This is a genomic window from Paenibacillus sp. PCH8, from assembly GCF_002968835.1.
Taxonomy (GTDB): Bacteria; Bacillota; Bacilli; order Paenibacillales; family Paenibacillaceae; genus Paenibacillus.
Window position 1 is genome coordinate 1 of sequence record NZ_PKQK01000007.1, and the last position, 18,884, is coordinate 18,884.

Sequence of the window (18,884 nt, forward strand, 5' to 3'; positions counted from 1 at the left end):
ATAAGAGGCTGACTTCGAATCCAGCACAGTGATATCACCCTCACGCTCTAACAAAGACTTGCCGAGCAGGGCCGATTGATAGGTACCACTCATGCCGGATGACAGGTGGATCGATACAATCGGACGTTCCGGATTCTCATCGAGCAGCGCTTGATACACATTCATGAAATCCGTTGGAGATGGCTGTGAAGTTGTAGGCAACACAGAAACCTTCTTCAACTTATCGTAGAACTGTTCGGAAGTCAGATCAACGCCGTCTGCATATGTTTCTTCCCCGAACTGAACACGCAGAGGAACAATTTGGATTCCATATTTGCGAATGAGTTCTTCGGGAATATCTGCGGTACTGTCCGTTATAATCGCAACCTTGTGGCTCATGAGATCTCCTCCTCTTCGCTCAAGTGCTATTAGTGCAAGTTCAAAAAGTCAACGATTCAGCACTTTTTGAACAGCCTCTATTAGGACTCTACAGAGAACAAATAATAATACACCGGTTGTCCTCCAAGATGCACCTCTACCTCAGCATCAGGATACTGTTCATCAAGCCATGCAGCGAGGGCAGCGGTAACCTCAGGGTCAGCTTCGTCCCCTTCAAGGATCGTCACCACTTCATCTCCACTCTCCATCATCTGTCTGAGCAGATCTTCACATGCTTGCAGCATCGTTTCATCCGTCGCTACAATTTTGGAGTTATGGATCCCGATATAGTGCCCTGCCTTGATATCTAATTCGTCATATTGCGTATCACGAACCGCATGAGTCACTTGGCCGGACTGCACCCGGCTGATTGCCTCCAACATCTGATCGCGGTTCGTATCCGCAGACTCATCCTCCTGGAAAGCAAAAGCAGCTGCCATTCCCTGCGGAATGGTCTTGCTTGGAATAACCGTGATTCGACGCTCATCCTCAAGCAATTCCCGAGCCTGTTCGGCAGCCAGTACAATATTGGAATTGTTCGGCAGAATAAATACCTGCTCCGCAGCAATCGAACGTACCGCTTTCACAAAATCTTCGGTACTCGGATTCATGGTCTGTCCACCAGACAGAACGACATCCACACCAAGACTCTGGAAAATTTCCGCGATACCATCACCGGAAGATACGGCGATAAAACCATACGGTGCCATCTCATCCGCAGGAAGCACAGCCTCTTCCATGCTGCGTGTTGCTTCAGGCGGAATCTCTGCAAACAGCTCAGGTGAAGGAGCGATGTCCATGCCGGCAGTTAACAAATCCCGATGCTGCTCACGCATATTAAGAATGTGGATCTGTGTGATTTCTCCATAACGTAAGGCCAGGTTCAATACCTCTCCAGGCGTCTTGGAGTGCACATGCACCTTGATTACTTCATCATCTGCAATAATGATGATGGAATCACCATCCACTGATAACGCTTTCCGGAAGGCCTCGTCATCGAAAGCCACGCCTGCGTTCTCTCCAAGCTCGCGGTTAATGAAAAATTCCATGTCATACAGGAACTCAATATCTTCCGTTTCCAATCTCGCCTGTGCAGATAACGGCATCTCCGGTGCGATCACCTGCTGTGCAGGCTTCGTGATCACCACTTCTGGTTGTGCAGCCGATTTCAGGGCAGCTGCTGTCGCAGAAGGAGTTACCTCTTTCTTCAGAGACGTACGACTGACTCCGTCACTTTGCAGCAATACTTCCATGAAGCCCTCGTAAATATATACAAGCCCCTGACCGCCTGAGTCCACAACACCGACCTGTTTCAGTACAGGCAGCAATTCTGGAGTCATAGCCAGTGCTTCTTTTGCTTTTAACAAAACTTCATTCATTAATTCAGTAATATCATTCGTCCGTCTTGCGTAGTAGCTGGCATGTTTCGCCGCTTCCTTGGCTACGGTAAGAATGGTCCCTTCAACGGGTTTTACGACGGCTTTATACGCTGCGTCAACACCGTTCTGCAGGGCTGCGGCAAACTGGAGCGTGTTCAGTTCCTCGTAAGGAGCAGCTGAACGACTGAATCCACGGAACAATTGCGACAGAATAACTCCCGAATTCCCCCGTGCGCCCATAAGCAAGCCTTTCGATAAAATACCGGCAGCTTCTCCGATGGAGGCAGAACTTTTTCTTTTAATCTCTGCCACTCCTGCACTCATTGTCAAATTCATGTTCGTTCCCGTGTCACCATCCGGCACAGGGAAAACATTCAGGGAATTGACGTGCTCTGCATGCTGTCCAAGTTGTTCCGCTCCGGCAAGTACCATTGCGGTGAAATCTGTTCCATTTAAAGAACGTATACTCAAGTGAGAATTCCCCTTCCTAGCTTGATACACGAACACCTTGCACCAAGATGTGTTCTGGTCTGTTCATGCGCTAACGCGGACTGCGTTATTCTTCGTCCATACCTTGTCCGGCACAGGCATACAATACAAATGTCAGCCGGATTAACGGTCTGGGCGGCCGGGCTACCAATATCCTGCACTCTCTGCACCCCTAACTTCGGGGCATACGGATATGCACCGGTATCAAGCGCCGGCATGAATGCCGCATGGAGACTGGTGCCAAAGATGGAATGCCGCAGCTCACAGCGTTGCCAAAAAGCAGACCACCGACATCTAAGTACGGTTTATTCTCCGACTTCCTTGCGGCAACAGCCTGTTCACCACTGTATTATGGACTATTCAACATTGTACTATATTAGACAGGAGAAATAAATAAAGTTTTTGGATCAGTTGACGAAGCTTTTTTGATTATGATATTATATTTAAGTATTGTTTTATGCAGGTTAAGTAATGGAAATGATCCGGCCATGCCGGTTTGAACAACGCCATTAGCTACTGGAACCTGACCATTGCGGTCAGGAAGAACAATTTTAATCCGTATGGATGGACAATCGTCTCTCCGAAGGATCACTGGTTATTTTAGGATAGGAGGTGTAATCTATGTCTCGCAAATGTTATGTGACAGGTAAGAAACCGGGCACCGGTAACCACGTATCCCACGCTAACAACCGTAACCGTCGTACTTGGGGCGTAAACGTTCAGAAGGTCCGCATTCTCGTTGACGGCAAACCAAAACGTGTATACGTAAGCACCCGTGCACTGAAAGCCGGTAAAGTGACTCGCGTATAATCCACGCAAAGCTACTATAAATCGGGTAAGCAAAAAGCACCTTGTTCCTTGCAGGTGCTTTTTTGGTATTCAAAAGAGGATCTTGAATACTCTCATTAACATGTGAATGGCCGCCGCATGGCGCTTCGCAGGTACGAATCTCAGATAAGCCTGAGCCAAAGCGGCGGTATTCTCTGTTACCTTGTCGATCTTGTCAGTTCTTTTGAAACGTATTAAGAATCGCCTTTACAAACCCTCCCAAAAACTTCGGCAGTTTGAATGTGTAAAATTTCATAATTCACCCTCCCCATCATGCTCATGCGTCCGTCGTATTCTATGCTTCAGGCCTTTTTCACCCTAAACACGACAAAAAAGGCTACATGAGAAACCTGCTCATGTAACCATATTTATGCGGAACCTTCGATCCCTATTCCACAATGACAAGCCCGAAACTCAGGTCATTTACGTTTGAGTAGGAATATATTGATAAGCAGCGATCATGAAAACACTCATTAAATAATACAGTATGCCGAATATCACAAAAGTAACCCGATGTCCCGTACGATCAAATTTGCGGAAATACATAATGACAACGCCCACCCCGATCAATGACGTAATGGCATTATACGGGGATTGAATAACCGCAAACAGAGCAAGCACGAGTCCCGTCACGAGACTCGCAGCCATCGTCCACAGCGTCTCCTTGAGGGTCATAGATCATCCTCCGTAGCTACGGCGAATTTCCGTAATCGCAGCAGCACGATCTTCACGTCCGAATACGGCGCTTCCGGCAACGAGCACATCTGCTCCAGCTTCTACCACAAGCGGGGCTGTATCCGCAGCAATTCCGCCGTCTACTTCGATATGTACATCATGACGTCCCTTTTCGTTCAGCCAGGTGCGAATCTGTTTGATTTTGTTCATCGTGCCCGAGATGAACGCCTGTCCGCCAAAACCGGGATTTACAGTCATGACAAGAACCATGTCCACGTCATCCAGAACTTCCAGAATGGCACTGGCTGGCGTTCCTGGGTTAAGAGCAACCCCAGCCTTCACTCCCTGCTCCTTGATCAGATGAATGACCCGGTGCAGATGCACACAAGCCTCAGCATGAACGGTAATTACCGCTGCTCCCGCTTTGGCAAAATCCTCAACATAACGCTCCGGATTCTCAATCATCAAGTGCACATCAAGAGGCAAGCTTGTATGTGGCGCGATTGCTTTCACAATGGCAGGTCCAAGCGTAATATTAGGGACGAAATGGCCGTCCATAACGTCAACATGAATCCAGTCTCCTCCTGCAGCTTGGGCTTCTGCAACTTCTGCACCAAGTTTGGCAAAGTCAGCTGATAATATCGATGGGGCAATTTTAATCATGTTAATACCTCCGCTTCTTATCTTTCATTTCGGTAAGGAACAGCACATAGTGGTGATAGCGGCTTTCGGAGATCAGACCTTCCTCCTTGGCTGCAAGGACTCGACAACCCGGTTCATGGGTATGGGTACAGCCTCTAAACTTGCATTGATCTGCAAACTGGGCGAATTCCCGGAAACAAGTGGAGAGTTCCTCCACACCGATCTCCAGAAAGTCCAGTTGGCTGAATCCCGGCGTATCTGCCACAAAGCCACCATTATCCAGGGGTATAAGCTCCACGTGTCTGGTGGTATGTTTCCCTCGTCCTAGACGCATGCTGATTTCATTCGTCTCCAATGTCAGACCTGGCATCAATGCATTCAACATGGATGACTTGCCTACACCGGATTGACCAGAGAATACACTGATCTTGCCAGCAAGACGCTCCTTGAGCAGGTCACTGCCTTCACCGGTACGTGAACTTGTGGAGATCACTTCATAACCTACCTGTTCATATAATGCTTTCACTTCAGCAACAATGTCCCGGTCTTTGGCTTCCGGATCAACCAGATCCTGTTTGGTCAGCACAATAAGTGCATCCAGTCCCGCCTGCTCAATATGAACAAGGAACTTGTCCAGCAGGTTCAGGTTCATATCCGGTTCCTTCACAGAGAATAAGAGAACAGCCAGACTTACATTGGCTACCGGAGGACGGATCAATTCCGTATCACGCTTTCGGATCTCATCTACCGTTCCTTCTCCATTCTCTGTCAGCATGTAGTTGACGCGGTCACCTACAAGCGGTGATGTTCCTCGCTTTCTGAAGATACCTCTGGCTCGGCATTGAACGGCGGAACCTTCGACCGAAGGAACCCCGTTGTCTTCCACTGGCATGACATAATAGTAACCGCTTAGCGCTTTAACGATGATACCTTCTGGCATAGCTCCGTCGCCCTCCTTTAGATGGTGATACATTTACTCCAGACGCCAGCATAAGCCGCCCTTATGGACGGCTTGATGCGTTAATAACTTCCTTTTTCTTTTCTTTTTCCTTGCCGTGACCTTTACCATTGTTCATGGCAGAAGTATCTTCCTCTTCGCTATCACCCTCAACATCCGCCGGCGTGGATTCAGGTTCACCTTCCTGATTAGGGTCAACACTGCCTTCATCCCCACTACCTTGCGTTGGCTCATTGGCAGGTGGCGTCTCTGTGCCTTGTTCCGGATCGATCGAAGGCACGATTACTGTTCCATTCTTGGCCTCACTGTAGGAAACCAGATACGTATCCAGGAATTGACCATCGCGATAGACCGATACAGCACCATTTTCATTTGGAGCGAGCACCAGCGGAATGGTTAGCATCTGGGCTGAGTTAACCGTACGTGTACCCCACTCCTGATTCTTGCCGCGTGCATCTTCATATGTGATGCGTATCTTACTATTTTTACCGTCTTCTTTGGGTGATACATTGATATTAAAAGAGTATTTCAGTGCTTCAGGCGGATACCCTGTGCTGATAAAGATCGTTATTTTATCACCAGGATTCACTTCTGTGCCCGCTTCCACAGGCCATTGCTGCGTCACTTTGCCCCGCTCCACTGTATAACTGAATTCTTCCTGTACCTGAGCAAGCTCAAGTCCGGCTGATTTAAGCTCTTTTTCAGCTTCACTACGGGTAAGATCCTTCAAACTAGGCATTTTAACCGTTTCAGTCCCTTTACTTACGGTTAACTCAATTTGAACCGTTTCCGGATCGAATTCTACATTCACACCAGGTGTCTGGGAAATAACAGTACCTGACGCCACATCATTGGAGAACTCCTCTTTGCGCTGAATCTGATCTTCTTTAATGCCAAGCGCAGTCAATGTTTTGACAGCCTCATCATATGTTGCCTGTTTGACATCGATCATCTTCGTCAGTTCTTTTTCTGCACCAACACTTAACTGGATCTCGGAGCCTTCTTTGACGACATCGCCTTCTTTTCTGCTCTGGTCAAAGACAATACCCGGTTCAACATCTTTCTGGTATAGACGGACTACCTCGTCACTGACGACAAGTCCCTTCTCCTCTAACATTTCCCGAGCCTTTTCTTCCGTTTGGGTAAGTACGTTAGGTACGATTACCTCAGGCACAACCAGCATACCCTTGACATACCATACAACCCCACCATGGCGATCAGAATGAGAACGGTTAATGAGATCAGTAGTGTCGGTTTCTTCCAGTTCTTAGATTTGGATTTATTCTTACCCGTCTCTTCGTTCGATTCCATCTCAGGCACAGCACCCGTTGATGTAATTCCACGAGGTTCCGGCTTGATGGCTGGCATGACACGGGTCTGATCAATATCATCCTCATCCGGAAAATCAATCTTCGTTTCATTGCGTCTCTCCGGCATAAGACAAGTTTCCAAATCGGTCTGCATTTCTTTGGCCGACTGATAACGCTCCTGCGGATTTTTACGCATGGATTTCAGAATGACATTTTCCACACTTTGCGGAATCAATGGATTGAATTTACGTGGTTCATCGAACTCTTCCTGCAAATGCTTCAACGCAACACTAATTGGACTTTCACCCAGGAATGGAAGCTGACCAGTAAGCATTTGGTAGAGTACGATACCCAGAGAATATAAGTCCGACTTTTCGCCAGTAACGATGCCCTTAGCATGTTCCGGTGAGAAGTAATGTACAGAACCGACCACGGAGCCGGTCTGTGTAATCGTTGTGGATGTAACCGCACGGGCAATCCCGAAATCCGTTACTTTCACACGGCCATTCCGGCCAATCATGATGTTATGCGGTTTGATATCCCGATGAATAATCTGGTTATGATGTGCATGATCGAGAGCATCTGCAATCTGGGAAGCGATTCGAACCGCTTCGTCCACTTGCAAAGGCGCCCGCTCTTTAATAATTTCATTCAGGTTTTTGCCTTCAACATACTCCATAACAATATAATGAACGTCATCTTCCTGCCCTACATCATAGACACTGACCACGTTAGGATGAGACAGCGACGCTGCGGATTGTGCTTCCCGGCGGAAACGACGAATAAACTCTTCGTCATGCACAAATTGCTGTCTCAATACCTTGATCGCCACATTCCGGTTCAGAAGAAGATCCTGGGCCTTATACACAAGAGCCATGCCGCCACCACCGACACGCTCAATCACTTCATAGCGTCCGCCTAGCTGGTGCCCAATCATGACTCACACCCCGTTTCCGTGTCTACGGAACCTTCCTTCTGCAACTCGAACAGTGCAATTGTGATGTTGTCATCTCCCCCGGCAAGTAAAGCGAGCTGTAGCAGTCGATCTGCACGATCTTCCAATGGCAGTTCCAGATTGCCGGCAACCTGAATGATCTGCTCATTGCTAACCAGGTTACTGAGACCGTCACTGCACAGGAGAAGAACTTCGCCTTCCTCCAGCTTGACGTTATCCAGATCCACCTTCACTTCAGCATCTGTTCCAACCGCACGGGTCAGCACGTTGCGACGTGGATGATGGGGTACATCTTCTTTGCTAATCTGACCATTTTTGAACAATTCATTCACGAGCGTATGGTCTTCGGTCAACTGAACCACATCTTTGTTTGCAATTTTGTAGGCTCTACTGTCACCGATGTGACCAATAACCCCTTCTGCATCATTCAATAACGCCGCAACCACCGTCGTTCCCATGTTGTGGTACTTGTCATCTGTGGATGCCGTACGGAATATGACTTCGTTGGCATGCAAAATAGCATCGCTGAGCGCAGCGGACAGAGACGCATGCGACAGACCTGGTTCCAGCGTTCCCAGATCATGTACCAACGTCTCCACCGCCAGGCGGCTTGCCGTATCACCTGCAAGATGTCCACCCATGCCATCGGCAACAATACCAAGAATATATCCTGTATCGAGACTTCGAATCCAGGCTGAATCTTCATTCACCGAACGCACCCGTCCGATATGGCTCACATGAACTGTTTTGATCAAAACGTTCTCACCTCAACTCCATATGCTTTGCACGAAGCTGACCGCAAGCGGCAGCAATATCATGTCCCTGTTCACGACGAATGGTTACATTGACTCCCTGATCCGAGAGAATCTTCTGGAAATTGAAAATGTCGCTTCTCGCTGTTCGTACATACTTGCGTTCAGGTACATGGTTAACCGGAATCAGATTCACATGGCACAACATGTTCTTAAGCACACTTGCCAGTTCTTCTGCATGCTCCGGCTGATCATTCACCCCGCCAATGAGTGCGTACTCAAACGTAATTCTCCGACCTGTTTTGGCCAGATAATAACGAAGGGACTCCATCACATCTTCAAAAGGAAAACGCCGGTTAACCGGCATCAATTTCGAACGAAGTGCATCATTCGGTGCATGGATCGAAATAGCGAGGTTAATCTGTGTATCTTCATCTGCAAACTTGTAGATGTTCGGAACGATCCCACTCGTGGATACAGTGATGTGACGCTGACCGATATTCAGTCCTTTTTCATGAATCATAATGCGCAGGAAAGTCATCGTTGCTTCGTAGTTTTCGAAAGGTTCACCCGAACCCATGATTACGATGCTGCTGACACGCTCACCGCGTTCATCCAGAATCTTCTGAGCCTGCACAACCTGAGCTACAATCTCCCCAGCCGTAAGGTTACGCTTGAGACCACCCAATGTGGATGCACAGAAAGTACAACCAATACGACATCCAACCTGTGTGGTTACACAGATGCTGTTTCCGTAGTTGTGCTTCATAATTACGGTCTCAATGGCATGATCATCATGAAGACCAAAGAGGAATTTAACGGTTCCGTCCTTGGATTCAAACTTTGTAATTTCCTTAAGTGTTACGAACTCAAACTGTTCTGTCAGCTTTTCACGCAATGGCTTGGACAGATTCGTCATTTCACTGAAATCATTCACACGTTTCACATAAATCCAGTCAAAGATTTGACCACCGCGAAAGGCTGGCTCCCCATTCTCCACAGCCCATTGCTGCAGTTCTTCCAGAGAATAATCATATATAAAAGGTTTCATTTTGTTGTCAACACCTATTCCTTCTTTTCTTTTCGTTTAGCTTCCATCTTTTCGTTCCATTCGTCCTATTCTATCACAAAGACCACTTTACATCCATGTATCCCCTTGATGCCTGTACTTCATGCATTATAACACCTCAATGCCGCCATCGCACCCCGTCATCCCTTTTCTCAACAAAAAAATTGGAGTCCTATCACAAAGAAATCCGCCGAAGTTCCCCTCGGCGGCCATCCTCCGTGCTCTATTAAACTGTTATTCTGCCGTTCTTGTCAACCTCGCGATGAAAAAACCGTCGCTGTGTGCATCTTGTGGCAAAATCTGAACCCCACCGTTCACTACCTTCAAGTTCACTGTCTCCGATTCGGAGCAAACGGACGCTTCAGCTGGACTGTATTCCGGATGTCTGTTCAAGAAGTCTGCAACCATAAGTTCATTCTCGGAAGGCTCAATAGTACACGTACTGTAGACCAGAATCCCCCCTGGTTTTAACAACGGTGCAACCCGATCCAACAGTTCACGTTGCAGGTTGGAGATATCTTCGATATCTTCTACAGATTTGGTCCATTTTACATCTGGCTTGCGACGAATAACACCCAGACCGGAACATGGCGCATCCAGCAAAATACGGTCAAATGACGACATCGGATACCGCTCACCCAGATCAAGAGCATCCCCTGTCACAGCATCGATACAACTCAGACCGAGACGATCCGCCTGATCGAGGATCAACTGACGCTTGTGAGCATGTACATCGTTAGCGACAATGTGGCCACGATCCTGCATTTTCTCCGCCATATGAGCTGTCTTTCCGCCCGGAGCTGCACAGCAATCCAGTACATTCTGTCCCTCTTCCGGAGCAACAGCCTCGGCTACAAGCATGGAACTTTCATCCTGTATTGAAAACAACCCATTCCGATACCAGGACGTTAGAGCCATATTCCCGCCACTGCGAACAAGAATACCGTCGGAACTCAGCTTGGAAGCTTCAACGATTGCACCCGTGTCAGCCATCTCTTGCATCAACTTCTCCCGAGTGGTCATCGTTGTATTCACCCGAACACTGACCGCTGGCGGTTCGTTATTTGCACGACAGATTGCTTCTGCCGCCTCTTCACCATATTGAGCAATCCAGCGTTCAACCATCCATAGCGGGTGAGAATGCTCAAGTGATATACGTTCGGCAACGGGCAGATGCTCAGAAATACGAAGTTCATCCCGTTGACGAATCATATTCCGCAGCACACCATTGACCATACCCGAGATTCCCTGATGGCCCAGCTTCTTCGCCAGATTGACCGCTTCGCTCACCACTGCGTGTTCCGGGATACGATCCAGATAGATCATCTGATATACACTGATTCGTAGCAGGCTGCGAACCCAAGGTTGAAGTTTGGATACCCCTTTGGCGACGAATCGTTCCAGATAATAATCAAGTGTATTCAATCTTGCAATGGTTCCGTACACCAATTCAGTAGCCAGTCCAGCATCTGCCGGACTAAGGTCCGCCTCTTTCAGGCGACGGTTCAACTCCAGATTACTATAAGCCCCATCTTGCTCAACCGCACTGAGAACCTTGACTGCCAATGCGCGAGCAGAGGTCTTCGGTTTCTGGGAGCGAGATGCACCATTTGCAGAAGCATGGCCTGCGCCACCCGATTTACCTGAATTCGGACGACGGTTTCCTTCGCGCCCAGATGTATCTCCTGCGGCTCTATGACCTTTGCCTGACGAACGCCCCTGTATATTCCCGCTCATCGCAGCACCATTCCAGGTTTCAGTGTACCGCCACGAGCAAAATCAGCGGCTTGCATCACTTTTTTGCCTGCAGGCTGCACCTCAGTCAACCAGAGAGATCCATTGCCTGTACGAACTTCAATACCCGCCTTATTCAATTGCAGAACCGTTCCCGGCTCCGCTTGTCCACTATCCGAAGAAGGGGCCAGATCCGCGTGATCGGGATTAGCCGCTGCCCAGATTTTGAAGACCTGATCATCCCACATCGTAAATGCACCTGAGAAAGGTACAAGACCACGAATCTGGTTGAACAATTCGCGTGATGTCCGACTCCAGTCCATCTTCTCGTCATCCCGGGTCAGATTACGGGCATACGAAGCCTCGGCTTCATCCTGAGGGACAGCCGTTGTCTCGCCTGCAATCAAGCGTGGCATTTCAGCCTGAAGCAGTCTGGAACCCGCTTCACTTAGTTTTTCGAACATGGAGCCTGATGTATCTTCATCCGTAATCGGCAGTTCCACACGCGAGATCATATCGCCAGTATCTAGGCCTTCAGCCATATACATCAATGTGACTCCTGTCACCGACTCTCCATTAATAATGGAACGTTGGATGGGTGCTCCGCCGCGATATTTCGGCAAAAGAGAACCATGCACGTTCACACAACCGCGAACGGGCATATCCAGCACGGCTTTGGGCAAAATCTGCCCAAATGCTGCGGTTACGATCAAATCCGGCTTCCATTCAGCCAAACGTGCCACCGCTTCCGGATCACGCAGTTTGACAGGTTGAAACACCGGCAGACCATGGCGTTCTGCTGCGGCCTTCACCGGTGTTGGCGTGAGTACTTTTTTGCGCCCCTGTGGTTTGTCAGGTTGAGTCACCACACCCACCACATGGTATCCTTCTGCAATCAGCATATCCAGAGAAGGAACTGCAAATTCAGGTGTTCCCATAAAAACAATATTCAAATCAATCACTCCTTAATTACGACGCGGCCCAGTTTGTTCGGCTGCAATTTCGTACACTTTCTCGGCAATATCCGTAAAGAGTACACCATCCAGATGATCAATTTCATGCTGGAATGCACGGGACAGCAGACCACTCCCCGTAATAATCAACTCTTCACCTTCACGATCCAGTCCTTTGACCGTAACGGTCTCAAAACGACGAACGTCACCATTAATTCCAGGAATACTCAGACAACCTTCCGGTCCGAATTGTTCCCCCTCACTCGCAATGATCTCCGGGTTAATCATCTTGATCAGTCCCTGCTCATCACCTGCGTCAATAACAATCAGACGTTTCAAAATTCCTACCTGCGGCGCAGCAAGCCCCACACCTTCAGCGTCGTACATCGTATCAGCCATATCATCCAGCAATTTTTGTACATTTGGTGTAATCTTTGGTACTTCTTTGGCCCTCTTGTGGAGTACCTCATCTGGTTCTTGAACGATAATGCGAATCGACATGTTGTAAGCACCTTCCTAATCCTCATCATAATTTCAGGACGATATTCTGTATTTTTGGTTTGTTCTTTTTATAATCTATGTTTATACCGCTTGTTTGCATCCACATTGCTGTATCATGCTTACATCAACATTTGCGGGTCTACATCCAGACTAATGAGTAATTTTTGCGCCTGAACATCATCGTCCATGCGCCGGGCCGTAGCCAAAGCGAGTGCGATGGCGTCGACATCCCCCCGCCATTTTATCATACATTGGAATCTGTATCTATTCTTGATCCGCGGAATTGGAGACGCTACCGGGCCCAGCACATCAAAGGCATCATTGCTGAAACGATCCAGACTGCCCAGCCATCCGGCTGCATTGGCCTTTTCTTTTAGTATGCGCGTGTAGTTCTCGGCAAGTCGGATCAGTACCGGAAGCTGCTCATGCGAAAAGGTCACCAAAATAAGGCGACAGTATGGCGGATATTGCAGATTCCGACGGTGCAATAACTCTTCGCGAACAAACGATACATAGTCATGCTGGCTCGCATGCCCGATGGAGTAATGTTCCGGCGTATAGGACTGGACAAACACCTCACCAGGCAATTGGTGACGACCGGCTCGACCAGCAACCTGTGTTAACAACTGAAACGTTTTTTCGGCGGCCCGAAAATCGGGTAAATTCAGTGCCGAATCCGCAGTTATGACGCCAACCAGGGTTACATCCGGGAAATCAAGTCCCTTCGCAACCATCTGGGTGCCGAGCAGTACGTCGGCCTTTTTCTCGCGAAACTGTTTCAAGAGCTTCTCATGAGCCCCTTTTTCCGTTGTTGTATCGACATCCATCCGAATGACCCGAATGCCCGGAAAGAGCTTCGCCAGCTCTTCCTCTACCCGCTGCGTACCTGTACCAAAGTAACGAATATGCTCACTTCCACAATCTGGACACACTTCTGGAGCTGCTTCTGCATAGCCACAATAGTGACAACGCAAGTTGTTCGAGCGCTGGTGGTACGTCAAAGAAATATCGCATTCAGGACAACCTGCCACATACCCGCAGCTCCGGCACATCACAAAGGTCGAATATCCACGGCGGTTCAACAGCAGCACCGTCTGTTCTCCACGCTCTATGCGCTCCTCCAGCCCTTTATGCAAAGCCCTGCTGAACATGGAGCGGTTACCATCCTTCAACTCTTCGCGCATGTCAACGATTCGCACCTCAGGCAGCTTGTTACCCAGCGCCCGTGTTGGCATTTTCAGCAAAAGTGGTGCAAACTCATCATTGCTCTGCGAGCGTGCGGCATAGTAACTTTCCAGCGAAGGTGTCGCAGAGCCCAGAACAACGACTGCCTGGTGCTGCTGTGCTCTTTTTACCGCTACATCACGGGCATGGTATTTCGGTGTTTCCTCCTGTTTGTAGGAAGTCTCATGTTCTTCGTCCATGATGATCAGACCGAGTCGGCTGAACGGAGCAAATACGGCTGAGCGCGCTCCAATCGCAACCTTCACCTGACCCTCACGAATTTTGCGCCATTCATCATAACGTTCACCGCCAGACAGACGACTGTGCATAACAGCAACCTGGTTACCGAAGCGCCCTTTGAAGCGCTCCACCATCTGTGGTGTCAGTGCGATCTCGGGCACCAGAACGATAGCCTGCCGATCCTGTTCAATGCACTGTTGAATGGTTTGAAGATAGACTTCCGTCTTGCCACTTCCGGTGACACCATGTAGCAGAAAGACTCCGTGACGTTGTTCCTGCAATCGGCCATTGATATCGTCATAGACCTGTTTTTGCTCATCGGTCAGAACCAGCGGTTCCGTCGCTTTGAACTTCCTGCCCTGATAAGGGTCACGGAAGACCTCAACATCCTCGGTTACGATTAACCCTTTTTCCTCAAGACCCTTCATCGTTGCCGCTGATACCTGCAGCGTAGATAACACTTCCTTCATCGGCATGGGCAGCAGCTCTTTCATTTCCAGCAAAAAGGTAAGAATCTCCTTCTGCCGCTGTGCTTTTGCCGGGAACGAAGCAAGTGCTTCCTGCGCAGCAGGGACATCTACAGCCAGATTCACAGACTTCATTGTTTTTTTATTCAACTTGTCCTTGATAGCCTGACTCTCCAGCAACACGCCACCAAGCAATAATTTCTTAATTAACGCCGCATGATTGGGGTATTTTCGACTTAGCTGTTGCAGCGGTATCTGACCTCGACTTTGGACAAAGCGGATGATATCCTGCTGCACTTTCTCCGTTGTAGACTCTTCTCCCCAAACAAGTAGAACCTCATTATCAGGCTGTGCACCAGCCACCTTTCCGTCCAATGCATCTCCCAGCGAGATGTAACGTTCCGCCTTGCCTTTCAATGCGGTTGGTACCATCACCTGCAATGACATAATCCGGTTGCTGGCATAACGCCCACTCATCCATTCGGCCAACTCAACCAAATCTTTGGACAATGGGGGAACGATGTCCAGCAACTCCTGAATCGGTTTCAGCTTGAAGGATTCCTCCCCGGTACGCGGCACAAGATCAATCACGAATCCCTGTACCGTCCGATGACCAAAAGGAACACCTACCCGGCTGCCGATCTCGATCCATTCCCTCATCGATTCAGGTACCAAGTAATCAAACGGCCGGTCTGTTGCCTTCACGGGAACATCGACAATGACCTTGGCAATCTCCATATCCTAATTCCTCCCGGCAATGCGCTCCGCAGCAATCCGGAGCAACCGATGAGCCACATCATCCTTGGCCATCACCTGTAGCTCCTCCACCAGACCCTCCCGGTCATAGATATGTACCGCGTTGGTGTCTGTTCCAAATCCTGCACCCGTGCGGGTTACGTCATTGGCTACGATCAAATCACAGTTTTTCCGTTCCAGTTTCTCACGTGCATACCTCTCAAGCGACTGAGTCTCCGCAGCAAAACCGATCAAAAACTGATGGGTCTTCCGCTTGCCCAGCGTTTCAAGAATATCTATATTTTTAACAAGTTCAAGCGACAGTGTGTCGCCTTTCTTCTTGATTTTCTCTGTGTAAACTTCCTTCGGACGGTAATCCGCTACAGCCGCCGCCTTAATCACGATATCCGCATCATCCCACTCACGCGATACCGCTTCATACATGTCCTGTGCAGACAGCACAGGAATGATCTCAACATTCCCTGGTGGCTGTGCCTGTGTATTACCCATGACGAGCTTCACATCGGCCCCCAAATCACGTGCAGCGGCGGCAATGGCAAATCCCATTTTCCCCGACGAATCGTTAGTAATGTAACGAACAGGGTCAATCCGTTCCACTGTACCTCCAGCCGTAACGACAACCTTTTTGCCTTGTAAAGGTAAAGCTTGTCCCTCCCGCGGACGAACTGCTGGCTCACGCTGTTCAAAGAAACGTTCTACCACATCCACAATGGACTCCGGTTCTTCCAGGCGCCCCTTGCCCACATATCCACATGCAAGCAGACCTTCACCAGGCTCGATCATCATCGTTCCTCGTTCAGCAAGCAGACTCATGTTATGCCGTACAGCTGGATGATCGTACATATGTACATTCATGGCTGGGGCAATCATTACAGGAGCTGTCGTTGCCAGAAGAGTCGTTGATAGCATATCATCTGCCATGCCATGCGCCATCTTGGCAATCACATTGGCCGTAGCGGGAGCAATCAGAACGAGATCAGCCAGATCGGCCAGATGAATATGGGATACGACGGAGGGCTCACGCTCATCAAATGTATCGGTATATACAGTGTTTCGGGTCAACGTTTGCAGCGTTAATTCGGTAATAAACTGTGTAGCGGAAGCTGTCATAATCACATGAACATCCGCCCCCTTTTGCACCAGTCTGCTGCACAATGTCGCCGCTTTGTATGCGGCTATGCCGCCTGTTACACCCAGCACGATTTTTTTACCGTTCAACATGTTTATTTCCCCCGATAGTTATACGACGTCTAAACAATGATTTCATTGAAATATGCTTATTCGTAAAAAAATAACAACCTCGCGGTTGTCAAATAAATGCGGCTTGCGCCGTATGCAGTTGAAGAGCAGCCGCAGGCGGCTTACTCTTCTTCTTCGTCTTGTCCTTTGATGACAACGAGCAGGTCTCCATAGATCTCTTCCAGTGCAACGCCAACTTGTTTGTGGGACTTCGCACCTCTTAAATCCGTTTTTTCACCTTCACGTAGCTGTCTGGCCCGGCGGGAAGCAGCAACAACAAGGGAATACTTGCTGTCGACTTTGTTCATCATTTCATCAATAGAAGGATACAGCATATTAAGAAACACCTCTTCGCATTAGTATAATCGCAAGTTGCCGCCTGACAGAACTCATGTGGCATGTCTTCACATTCGAGCAGTCCGAGATGGACTTCATCTGTACATGATATGACAACAGCCCCACTAATATCGCTTTCTGCAGCGGCAAAAGGGATTATTTATTGATCTTACAATGTTCGGCGATTATGATGCTTTCTATTCTCTTGCACGCCAAATCAATTTCATCATTAACAACAGCGTAGTCATACTGCTCCAGCAGACTGATCTCATCCACCGCTACGGACATCCGGTGATCAATCGTCGCCTGGCTTTCCGTACCACGGCCCTGAATGCGATCTTTCAGCTCGTCCAATGAAGGAGGCAGCAGGAAAACAAAGATCCCCTCAGGGAATTTCTCTTTCACTTTTAACGCGCCTTGAACTTCAATTTCAAGAATAATGTCATGGCCTTCGTTAATCGTTTTCTCTACAAAATCACGCGGTGTTCCGTAATAATTGCCGACATACTCGGCATGTTCCAACAATTGATCTTCTGCAATCATGCTCTGAAATTCTTCATGACTTCTGAAGAAATAGTTCACACCATGTTCCTCACCCAGACGAGGCTGACGGGTTGTCGCCGATACGGAATAGATCAATTCCGGCACCCGTTTGCGCAAAGCGTTGCATACTGTACCCTTCCCGACCCCAGATGGGCCGGACAACACTACCAGTAGTCCTTTAGACATATTACACTCCATTTTATTCGTCGTTGTCATCATCTTTCGAAGAAAGACGATGGGCGACCGTCTCAGGCTGAACGGCAGACAGAATGACATGGTCGCTATCCGTAATAATTACGGCACGAGTACGTCTTCCGTACGTTGCATCAATCAGCATGTGACGATCTCTTGCCTCTTGTATAATTCTCTTGATCGGCGCCGATTCCGGACTCACGATGGATATAATCCGGTTCGCCGATACGATGTTACCGAATCCAATGTTAATGAGTTTGATTGCCATAATCAGGTTCTTCCCCCTATACATGCGACTCTTTTGCCGAAATTTGGCCGATTATTCGATATTCGCCGCTTGCTCACGAATCTTCTCCAGTTCCGCCTTCATCTCGACAACACGGTTCACCAGAGCCAAATGGTTGGCTTTTGAACCAATCGTATTAACTTCCCGATTCATCTCTTGAATTAGAAAGTCCAACTTACGACCTACCGGTTCCTCACTCTTCAGCAGATCCCTGCTCTGTGCAAAGTGACTGAGTAGACGCGTAAGCTCCTCCTCTATGTTAGAACGATCGGCAAACATTGCAATTTCCATACCCAATTTATGCTCATCAAAAGGGAAAGAGCCTTCTTCCTGCATCTCCGTAAGTCGCTGCCTTAACTTGTTGCGGTAATCACTCACCACAGTCGGTGCAAGAGCGAGCATCTCGGTATGCAGTGACTCCAGACGGATAATCCGCCGTTCCAAATCACTGGCCAGATGAAGACCCTCGACAGCACGCATCTGCTCCAGGCTAGACAGAGCCACCTTCAATCCTTCCTGCAGTACCCGCTCCCATTCATCCTTCTGCTCTTCCGGAATAGAACTTGTCCCATCCGAATGAACCATGACGTCTGGCAGCCCAAGCATATCCACAATACTTGGTTTGCCCTGCATTCCAAAGTGAGTCTCCAGCTTCTCTGCAGCCTGAAGATAGGCCCTGACCGCCTGCTCGTTCAGAACAGCGGGAAGAGCCTGGTCTTCTTCTTTTTCTTTCATTACATAAACATCAATCCGCCCACGCTTCAAACGGCTCTGTACCATCTTCCTCAAACCGTCTTCATAATACGTCCACTCTCTTGGCAGACGCATCATCACTTCGCAATAACGATGATTAACAGATTTGATCTCTAATTGTACCTTATAGCCGCCAAAATGAAAGGCGGATTGACCGTATCCGGTCATACTGAATGACATCGGCAT

The 18,884-nt window shown here is 48.6% G+C and carries 18 protein-coding genes and 1 pseudogene; 1 reads left to right on the forward strand and 18 read right to left on the reverse strand.

Annotation, left to right across the window (positions count from 1 at the left end):
* Nucleotides 1–378, reverse strand: a 378-nt coding sequence (locus C0Q44_RS26750) for a DegV family protein (protein WP_146113519.1), incomplete at its 3' end; no start/stop codon positions are given.
* A gap of 80 nt (nt 379–458) precedes the next feature.
* Nucleotides 459–2,267 (reverse strand): DAK2 domain-containing protein, encoded by a 1,809-nt coding sequence (locus tag C0Q44_RS26755; RefSeq protein WP_105410211.1) that lies wholly within the window; start codon nt 2,265–2,267, stop codon nt 459–461.
* A 639-nt stretch (nt 2,268–2,906) separates the two neighbouring features.
* Here C0Q44_RS26755 and rpmB point away from each other — a divergent pair.
* The gene (rpmB, locus tag C0Q44_RS26760) at nt 2,907–3,095 is read left to right on the forward strand and encodes a 50S ribosomal protein L28 (protein ID WP_017687459.1); all 189 of its coding nucleotides are present in this window, start codon (nt 2,907–2,909) and stop codon (nt 3,093–3,095) included.
* A 193-nt stretch (nt 3,096–3,288) separates the two neighbouring features.
* Here rpmB and spoVM read toward each other — a convergent pair whose 3' ends face one another.
* From spoVM to C0Q44_RS26840, 16 genes and pseudogenes are all read right to left on the reverse strand, one after another.
* The gene (gene spoVM, locus C0Q44_RS26765; protein ID WP_019424875.1) at nt 3,289–3,369 is read right to left on the reverse strand and encodes a stage V sporulation protein SpoVM; all 81 of its coding nucleotides are present in this window, start codon (nt 3,367–3,369) and stop codon (nt 3,289–3,291) included.
* Between the two features lie 167 nt (nt 3,370–3,536).
* On the reverse strand, nt 3,537–3,788 hold the full coding sequence (locus C0Q44_RS26770; RefSeq protein WP_105410212.1) for a hypothetical protein: 252 nt from the start codon (nt 3,786–3,788) through the stop codon (nt 3,537–3,539).
* A gap of 3 nt (nt 3,789–3,791) precedes the next feature.
* Nucleotides 3,792–4,451 carry a ribulose-phosphate 3-epimerase gene (gene rpe, locus C0Q44_RS26775; protein WP_105410213.1) on the reverse strand — a complete coding sequence of 220 codons (660 nt, stop codon included), beginning with the start codon at nt 4,449–4,451 and terminating at the stop codon, nt 3,792–3,794.
* 1 nt (nt 4,452) lies between these two features.
* Entirely contained in the window at nt 4,453–5,370 is a 918-nt protein-coding gene (rsgA, locus tag C0Q44_RS26780; protein ID WP_105410214.1) for a ribosome small subunit-dependent GTPase A, read from the reverse strand.
* Between the two features lie 61 nt (nt 5,371–5,431).
* Nucleotides 5,432–7,635: pseudogene (gene pknB / locus C0Q44_RS26785) on the reverse strand (Stk1 family PASTA domain-containing Ser/Thr kinase).
* Nucleotides 7,632–8,408 carry a Stp1/IreP family PP2C-type Ser/Thr phosphatase gene (locus C0Q44_RS26790; RefSeq protein ID WP_105410215.1) on the reverse strand — a complete coding sequence of 259 codons (777 nt, stop codon included), beginning with the start codon at nt 8,406–8,408 and terminating at the stop codon, nt 7,632–7,634. The pseudogene pknB and the gene C0Q44_RS26790 overlap by 4 nt, the downstream one beginning before the upstream one ends.
* Before the next feature lie 7 nt (nt 8,409–8,415).
* Nucleotides 8,416–9,456: a dual-specificity RNA methyltransferase RlmN gene (gene rlmN / locus C0Q44_RS26795; protein ID WP_105410216.1), complete on the reverse strand. Its 1,041-nt coding sequence runs from the start codon at nt 9,454–9,456 to the stop codon at nt 8,416–8,418.
* Nucleotides 9,457–9,708: 252 nt separating this feature from the next.
* Nucleotides 9,709–11,211 carry a 16S rRNA (cytosine(967)-C(5))-methyltransferase RsmB gene (rsmB, locus tag C0Q44_RS26800; RefSeq protein ID WP_181151190.1) on the reverse strand — a complete coding sequence of 501 codons (1,503 nt, stop codon included), beginning with the start codon at nt 11,209–11,211 and terminating at the stop codon, nt 9,709–9,711.
* Nucleotides 11,208–12,161: a methionyl-tRNA formyltransferase gene (gene fmt, locus C0Q44_RS26805; protein ID WP_105410217.1), complete on the reverse strand. Its 954-nt coding sequence runs from the start codon at nt 12,159–12,161 to the stop codon at nt 11,208–11,210. The genes rsmB and fmt overlap by 4 nt, the downstream gene beginning before the upstream one ends.
* 12 nt (nt 12,162–12,173) lie before the next feature.
* On the reverse strand, nt 12,174–12,662 hold the full coding sequence (gene def / locus C0Q44_RS26810; protein ID WP_105410218.1) for a peptide deformylase: 489 nt from the start codon (nt 12,660–12,662) through the stop codon (nt 12,174–12,176).
* A 119-nt stretch (nt 12,663–12,781) separates the two neighbouring features.
* Nucleotides 12,782–15,331 (reverse strand): primosomal protein N', encoded by a 2,550-nt coding sequence (gene priA, locus C0Q44_RS26815; protein WP_105410219.1) that lies wholly within the window; start codon nt 15,329–15,331, stop codon nt 12,782–12,784.
* Nucleotides 15,332–15,334: 3 nt separating this feature from the next.
* A complete protein-coding gene (coaBC, locus tag C0Q44_RS26820) occupies nt 15,335–16,570 on the reverse strand; it encodes a bifunctional phosphopantothenoylcysteine decarboxylase/phosphopantothenate--cysteine ligase CoaBC (RefSeq protein ID WP_105410220.1) in 1,236 nt (411 codons plus the stop codon).
* Between the two features lie 140 nt (nt 16,571–16,710).
* On the reverse strand, nt 16,711–16,923 hold the full coding sequence (gene rpoZ, locus C0Q44_RS26825; protein ID WP_105410221.1) for a DNA-directed RNA polymerase subunit omega: 213 nt from the start codon (nt 16,921–16,923) through the stop codon (nt 16,711–16,713).
* A gap of 157 nt (nt 16,924–17,080) precedes the next feature.
* A complete protein-coding gene (gene gmk, locus C0Q44_RS26830; protein WP_105410222.1) occupies nt 17,081–17,653 on the reverse strand; it encodes a guanylate kinase in 573 nt (190 codons plus the stop codon).
* A gap of 13 nt (nt 17,654–17,666) precedes the next feature.
* Nucleotides 17,667–17,927, reverse strand: coding sequence for an extracellular matrix/biofilm regulator RemA (gene remA / locus C0Q44_RS26835; RefSeq protein ID WP_006209218.1), 261 nt, complete (start codon nt 17,925–17,927; stop codon nt 17,667–17,669).
* Nucleotides 17,928–17,978: 51 nt separating this feature from the next.
* A complete protein-coding gene (locus tag C0Q44_RS26840) occupies nt 17,979–18,878 on the reverse strand; it encodes a YicC/YloC family endoribonuclease (protein WP_105410223.1) in 900 nt (299 codons plus the stop codon).
* Between the last annotated feature and the right edge of the window lie 6 nt (nt 18,879–18,884).